The sequence below is a fragment of the Synechococcus sp. R55.7 genome (assembly GCF_047461955.1).
Lineage (GTDB): Bacteria > Cyanobacteriota > Cyanobacteriia > Thermostichales > Thermostichaceae > Thermostichus.
The window spans coordinates 1-5,579 of record NZ_JANSIC010000171.1 but is presented as its reverse complement, the minus strand read 5'-3'; the positions used below and the strand labels follow the sequence as shown (position 1 = coordinate 5,579).

Annotated in this window: 9 protein-coding genes and 1 other annotated feature; all 9 genes read right to left on the bottom strand. The window is 58.6% G+C overall.

Going from position 1 to position 5,579, the window contains the following annotated elements; all coding sequences use genetic code 11:
* Positions 1–130: 130 nt before the first annotated feature.
* Positions 131–541 (bottom strand): 50S ribosomal protein L7/L12, encoded by a 411-nt coding sequence (gene rplL, locus NW820_RS09425; protein ID WP_011432852.1) that lies wholly within the window; start codon positions 539–541, stop codon positions 131–133.
* A 65-nt stretch (positions 542–606) separates the two neighbouring features.
* A complete protein-coding gene (gene rplJ / locus NW820_RS09420; RefSeq protein ID WP_011432851.1) occupies positions 607–1,170 on the bottom strand; it encodes a 50S ribosomal protein L10 in 564 nt (187 codons plus the stop codon).
* A 58-nt stretch (positions 1,171–1,228) separates the two neighbouring features.
* Positions 1,229–1,388 (bottom strand) — a sequence feature (ribosomal protein L10 leader region).
* A 79-nt stretch (positions 1,389–1,467) separates the two neighbouring features.
* The gene (rplA, locus tag NW820_RS09415) at positions 1,468–2,178 is read right to left on the bottom strand and encodes a 50S ribosomal protein L1 (RefSeq protein WP_011432850.1); all 711 of its coding nucleotides are present in this window, start codon (positions 2,176–2,178) and stop codon (positions 1,468–1,470) included.
* A gap of 106 nt (positions 2,179–2,284) precedes the next feature.
* Complete coding sequence (rplK, locus tag NW820_RS09410; RefSeq protein WP_011432849.1) at positions 2,285–2,710, bottom strand: 50S ribosomal protein L11; 426 nt, start codon at positions 2,708–2,710, stop codon at positions 2,285–2,287.
* Positions 2,711–2,719: 9 nt separating this feature from the next.
* Positions 2,720–3,385 carry a transcription termination/antitermination protein NusG gene (nusG, locus tag NW820_RS09405; protein WP_414342805.1) on the bottom strand — a complete coding sequence of 222 codons (666 nt, stop codon included), beginning with the start codon at positions 3,383–3,385 and terminating at the stop codon, positions 2,720–2,722.
* A gap of 62 nt (positions 3,386–3,447) precedes the next feature.
* Complete coding sequence (gene secE / locus NW820_RS09400; RefSeq protein ID WP_414407344.1) at positions 3,448–3,720, bottom strand: preprotein translocase subunit SecE; 273 nt, start codon at positions 3,718–3,720, stop codon at positions 3,448–3,450.
* 103 nt (positions 3,721–3,823) lie between these two features.
* The gene (locus NW820_RS09395; RefSeq protein WP_414407343.1) at positions 3,824–4,201 is read right to left on the bottom strand and encodes a hypothetical protein; all 378 of its coding nucleotides are present in this window, start codon (positions 4,199–4,201) and stop codon (positions 3,824–3,826) included.
* Positions 4,202–4,204: 3 nt separating this feature from the next.
* Entirely contained in the window at positions 4,205–4,960 is a 756-nt protein-coding gene (gene trmD, locus NW820_RS09390) for a tRNA (guanosine(37)-N1)-methyltransferase TrmD (protein ID WP_414342776.1), read from the bottom strand.
* A gap of 5 nt (positions 4,961–4,965) precedes the next feature.
* On the bottom strand, positions 4,966–5,364 hold the full coding sequence (locus NW820_RS09385) for a hypothetical protein (RefSeq protein WP_414329472.1): 399 nt from the start codon (positions 5,362–5,364) through the stop codon (positions 4,966–4,968).
* Positions 5,365–5,579 lie beyond the last annotated feature (215 nt).

Below are 5,579 nucleotides of genomic sequence, written 5' to 3'. Positions count from 1 at the left end.
CAGGGATCCCGAACCCACGCCAATGGTCGGGCAGACCCAAAAGAGGGGCCGGAGCAGCCCCCCTTGGGTTTGAGAGTCTTGATTAGATTCCTCGTCAGAGCAGGGAGAGGCGCTCTCCTCGTAACTGGAACTACTTGATCTTGACGGTGGCGCCGGCTTCTTCCAGCTTCTTCTTGATGTCGTTGGCTTCCTCTTTGGCAACCCCTTCTTTGACGGGTTTGGGAGCCGCCTCGACCAGATCTTTGGCATCCTTCAGACCCAAGCCGGTCAACTCGCGCACCACCTTGAGGATGGCGATCTTCTTGTCGGCTGGCACAGCCTCGAGGATGACATCAAAGGCAGTTTGCTCTTCCACCGGCTCAGGGGCTGCCGCCGGAGCTGCCGCCGCCGCTGCCACAGGAGCTGCCATGACCATGCCGCCGGCTGGGGCTGCTGCACTGACGCCAAAGGTTTCCTCGATGGCTTTCACCAGCTCGGAAGCTTCCAGCAAGCTCAAGGCTTTCAACTCTTCCAAAATCTTTGCAACGCGCTCTGAAGGCATGATGGTTTCTCCTTAAGGGGTAATGGAATGGATGACATAGGTTTGGGCTGATGAACCGAAGCCCTTTAGGCAGCCTCTTTGTCGGCAATGGCCCGGATGGCCCGCCCCAGAGAGGCTGGGATCTCGTGGATACCGCGCGCCACTTGCGTGGGCACAGCATTGAGCCCGACCGCCAGGCCGGTGGCCACCGACTTGAGGCTGCCCGCCACTTGGGCCATGAGCACTTCCTTGGGCGGTAGCTCGGCGATGGCCTTGGCCTGCTCCAAGGTCAGGGATAGCCCTTCAATGCCAGCACCGCGGAACTCGGTTTTCTTGGTTTGCTTGGCAAAATCTTGATACGCCTTCAGGGCGGCTGAAATATCGCCCCGAATCAAGATAAAGGCCGTCGGCCCCGCCAAAAAGGGAATGATCCCTGCCCAAGCTTTTTGGTCGGCGATGGCTCGCCGCATCAGGGTATTCTTAACAACCATGCAAACCGAATCCGACTTGCGCAGCTCTGCCCGCAGTTGGTCCATCTCCGCAACGGTCAGCCCCTTGTAGTCGATCACCAGCACCATTTGGCTGGCCTGCAGCAGGGATCGGACTTTATCGACGATCTCCGCTTTCTTCGCTAAAGGTTGCTTGCCCATGCGCTCACCTCCTTTGTTGTCAATGGTCACCCAGGGTTAACGGGTGGTGAATCTGGGTTCTGCCAAACAGAATGCGTCCCAGCCGTGGCCGAGACGCATGGAGATAAGCGCACCCTCAAAAGCGATCCAAGAAGGGATCCCTTTGAACTTCGCTCAAACCTCGGCAGGAGATTAAGCCCGCGGGCACCTGCTGTCTTCGGCTTGCTATTCGACTGGGGAAAGATGTTCTGCCGGGATCCTCCTCCAAATTACACTCACTCAAACCCTTTTCAACCCATCGCAGCGCCGAAGCCAGGCTTAGGTCGCCAACTTCAGCTCCCGCAGGGCATTGATATCAACCTCAATCGAGGGCCCCATTGTAGCAGAAACGTGTAGGGTTCGCCAATACTTGCCCTTGGCTCCAGAGGGACGGTTGCGATCGATGGACTCCTGCACTGCCTTTAGGTTCTCCAGCAGAGCTTCGACGGGGAACTTGCACTTGCCGAAGATCAAATGCACAATGCCGGTGCGATCCGCCCGGTACTCCAGCTTGCCGGCTTTAAACTCTTTGATCGCCTGGGCCAGATCCATGGTTACCGTTCCCCCCTTGGGAGAAGGCATGAGGCCGCGCGGCCCCAACAGCCGCCCCAGCTTAGCCACCTGGGGCATCACATCGGGGGTGGCGATCAGAAGGTCAAAATCCATCATGCCCTTGCTGATTTCCTCGATCAGGTCTTCATAGCCAACCCGATCCGCCCCTGCATTTTGGGCCTCCACCACTTTCTCGCCACGGGCAATCACCGCCACCCGGATCTCTTGGCCGGTGCCCCTGGGCAAGACTACAGTGGTGCGCAGTTGTTGGTCGGCGTACTTGGGGTCGATCCCCAGGCGGATGTGAACCTCTGCCGCCTCTTCAAATTTGGCGGTGGCCGTCTCTTTCATCAGGGCCAAAGCGGCTTCGGGAGCATAGGCAATGGGCTTCACCTTCTCCCGCAAAGCCTGCATACGTTTGGAAAGCTTTCGAGCCATCGTTTCTCCTCGGGGTACTGGCGAGAACTTCTCTCCCCCACAGTGGTTTGCTAGAACAACTTTTTCAAGACCGTGAACACCTCAGATAGGGCAAGGGATCCCTCCATCAATCCACCACCGTCACCCCCATGCTGCGAGCAGTTCCGGCAATAATTTTCATGGCCGCCTCCACATCGTGGGCATTCAAATCCGGCAGCTTCTGCTCGGCGATCTGGCGCAGTTGAGCTCGGGTCAGGGATCCCACCTTGGTTTTGTGGGGCTCGCTGGAGCCAGACTCAATGCCCAGAGCCTTCTTGATCAACACCGAAGCCGGCGGCGTCTTGAGGACGAAGGTAAAGCTGCGATCCTCGAAGATGGAGATCTCAACCGGTACCACCATCCCGGCCTGATCCGCCGTCTTGGCGTTGTACTCCTTACAAAAGGCCATGATGTTGACCCCGTGTTGACCCAAGGCTGGGCCAATGGGGGGAGCGGGGGTGGCCTTGCCCGCCTGAATGGCCAACTTGACCACGGCCACCAACTTCTTAGCCATGAAACGCAGTTACACCTCTTTTCGCACTTGACCAAACTCTAATTCTACCGGGGTATCGCGCCCGAAAATCGAGATCAACGCCTTGAGCTTGCCCCGTTCTGGGCTGACCTCCACCACCTCGCCGTAGAAACCCTGGAAGGGGCCGGATAGCACCTCGATGCGATCCCCAGGGGCCATGTCGATTTTGAGGGGCACTTCCTCCACCTCGACGCTGCTGAAGATGCGCTGGACTTCGCTTTGGCTGAGGGGACGCGGTGTAACATGCCCCCGACCGCGACCGTAGGCCCGTTTTTCTTCGGTGCCAACAAAGTTGATCACATTGGGGGTTGTTTTCACCACCATCCAAGTGTCGTCGTTCATGTCCATGCGTACCAGGACATAGCCGGGAAAAATCTTCTCCTCTTGCTCCTGGCGCTTGCCGGTTCGATCCAGCTTGAAGCCCGTCCGCTTCGGGATCACCACCTCGACAATTTGATCCGCCACATCCAAAGCAGCCGCCCGTTGCATCAGGGTGCTCTTCACTTTGTTCTCGCAGCCTGAGGCCACCTGCACGGCGTACCAGCGCAGGTTGCGACGCTCTTGACCTTCCCCCTCGTCTGGTTCCGGGATCGCGTCTGCAGGCTCAAAGTGCTCCACACGGCCCCCACGACGTTTTCGCTGCTGCTCTGGCCTCATCACCTCACATCCTCCCTGTAGCCATCCTTGAACATGACTCTCTTGCCCCTCAGGACAGAACATCACAAGAACAGCTGAGTGGCTACCCAAGCAAACACTTGATCGACCAGGTAGATGAAGGAAGCAAAAGCCAACACAATCAGTAAGACCCCTACCGACTCGCCGATCAATTGCCGGCGGCTCGGCCAAACAATCTTGCCCAATTCCACACGGGTCTCGTGAATGAAGCCCGGGATCCCTTTGAGTTCGGTGGAACTGTCTTTGGAGTGACCCCGGCTGGCGGGATCCAAACGCTGTTCCGTATCGGCTTTGCTGGAGGGGGTGCTCTTAACCACGGCGGTGTTCTCCTAATGGATCCCGAAAACGGTGTACCGCATTTCAGCAGGCACGGGATCGGCTTTGCGATCCTAACAGATTTACCGGGAATGGGATCCAACCTTAGGGAGTGGGGGTGGGCTCAGGTGCCAAGGAACCGGGAGAAAGCGGGAGGGAGCGGCGGCGGGATTGGTTAAATTGCTCCACAGCAGCATCAACGCTGGCCTTGCCGTCCCAGCGGGAAGCAGCATTCTGGCGGGAGAGGAAGTCGGCAGCCCGGAAGAGATCGTTGACGTTGATGCTGGTGCCATCCAACAGAGGGGGATTGCTGTCGCGGCGAATGGCCTCGTTGACACTTCCGCTTTGGGCCAGGGCCACCCCAGAACCGCTCAGAACCGAGCTCAAAGCCATCCCCACCAGGAGCAGTGCTGGGGGCGAGGGGATCCCACGCCAGCAGACGGGCGATGGATTCAGGAGACGGTTGAGAAGCTTGCCGAGCATGATTTATTTCTCCGCTTCGTTTACACGAGGGTGCTGCTCCGCCAGCCCCTCTACCAACAACTGCTGCTCTTCGGCGGTCAAGGGGCGCTTGGCCAACAGGTCTGGCCGCCTTTGCCAGGTTCGAACCAGCTGCTGCTGCAGACGCCAACGGGCAATGGCTTGATGGTCGCCTGAGAGGAGTACCGGCGGCACCTTGTACCCCTGAAACTCTGGCGGGCGGGTGTACTGAGGATAGTCCAGCAGCCCCGCCTCGAAGCTTTCCCTCTTTAACGAGTCTACCTTGCCCACAGTGCCCGGCAAGAGCCGCACCACGCCGTTGATCAGGGCCAGCGCCGGAATTTCCCCCCCGGTCAGGACAAAATCCCCCAGCGACACCTCGCGGGTGGCCAGGTATTGGCGGATGCGTTCGTCAAAGCCTTCGTACTGGCCACACAGCAGGATCAGCTGCGCCTTCTGGGCCAGCTCCTGCAGCAGCGCCTGGTTTAGCGGTTGCCCCTGGGGCGTCAGCAGAATGATCTCGCAGGGATCCAACCGGGGCAGGGAGGCGACAGCAGCGAAGAAAGGCTCTGGCTTGAGCACCATGCCCACCCCACCCCCGTAGGGCTCATCATCGACACGGCGGTGCTTATCGGTGGCGAAGTCGCGTGGATTGGTGCAGTGGACTTCGGCGATCCCCTGCTGTAGGGCTTTGCCCACCAGCCCAATGCGCAGCGGCGTTTCAAAAAATTCGGGGAAAAGGGTAAGGATATCGAACCGCACAGGACTCAGGACGAGGTGCGCAACCGCTCCAAATCCAGGCGCAAGGACTCAATCTGATGGATCAGCTCCATCAACTCAGCCATCTCTTCTCTGGAGATAGCCGGCTTGTTGGGGGAGGAAGCTGGTGTCGGGGGAGCATTCTCGACAGGCGCTTCAGAGTCAGGACTTGCCGAGGGGGCGTTGGCGGCTGGATCCCTGAGACTCTCAACGTAACGAACTGCCTCCTGCTCGATCAACTCTCCCTTTTGCTCCAGCTCCGCCGCCAGTTGTCCCAAGTCCATCGAAAGGCGGTTGAGGTTTTCGGTGCGCTTTTCCGGGTCTTGCAGGATCTCCACCAGAGCGGTGGCCGTGCCGTAAAAAATGTGGCGAGCCCGCGTGAACCAATCTGAAGAGTGAGAACTCATGGCAGCAGAAAGAGGTGGGTTGTGGATTATTCTAGGCGATCCACCCGACGGGATGAGCCCAAGGATACAAGCAGAATACCCGGCGTTCGAGGACAGACTGGAGTCTAGTTCTCCAAAGTCTTGAGGGCAATCTCAACCTGAAGACAGGGCTCAATCGACGGCGCGGATCTCGCCACTGTTTAGGCGCTCCACAATCGATTCCAGCAGTTCGTGCT

What these genes read in the sequence shown, in the direction of transcription:
- rplL (WP_011432852.1), bottom strand. Translation starts at nt 541, where the DNA reads ATGCCTTCAGAGCGCGTTGCAAAGATTTTGGAAGAGTTGAAAGCCTTG.
- rplJ (WP_011432851.1), bottom strand. Translation starts at nt 1,170, where the DNA reads ATGGGCAAGCAACCTTTAGCGAAGAAAGCGGAGATCGTCGATAAAGTC.
- rplA (WP_011432850.1), bottom strand. Translation starts at nt 2,178, where the DNA reads ATGGCTCGAAAGCTTTCCAAACGTATGCAGGCTTTGCGGGAGAAGGTG.
- rplK (WP_011432849.1), bottom strand. Translation starts at nt 2,710, where the DNA reads ATGGCTAAGAAGTTGGTGGCCGTGGTCAAGTTGGCCATTCAGGCGGGC.
- nusG (WP_414342805.1), bottom strand. Translation starts at nt 3,385, where the DNA reads ATGAGGCCAGAGCAGCAGCGAAAACGTCGTGGGGGCCGTGTGGAGCAC.
- NW820_RS09395 (WP_414407343.1), bottom strand. Translation starts at nt 4,201, where the DNA reads ATGCTCGGCAAGCTTCTCAACCGTCTCCTGAATCCATCGCCCGTCTGC.
- NW820_RS09385 (WP_414329472.1), bottom strand. Translation starts at nt 5,364, where the DNA reads ATGAGTTCTCACTCTTCAGATTGGTTCACGCGGGCTCGCCACATTTTT.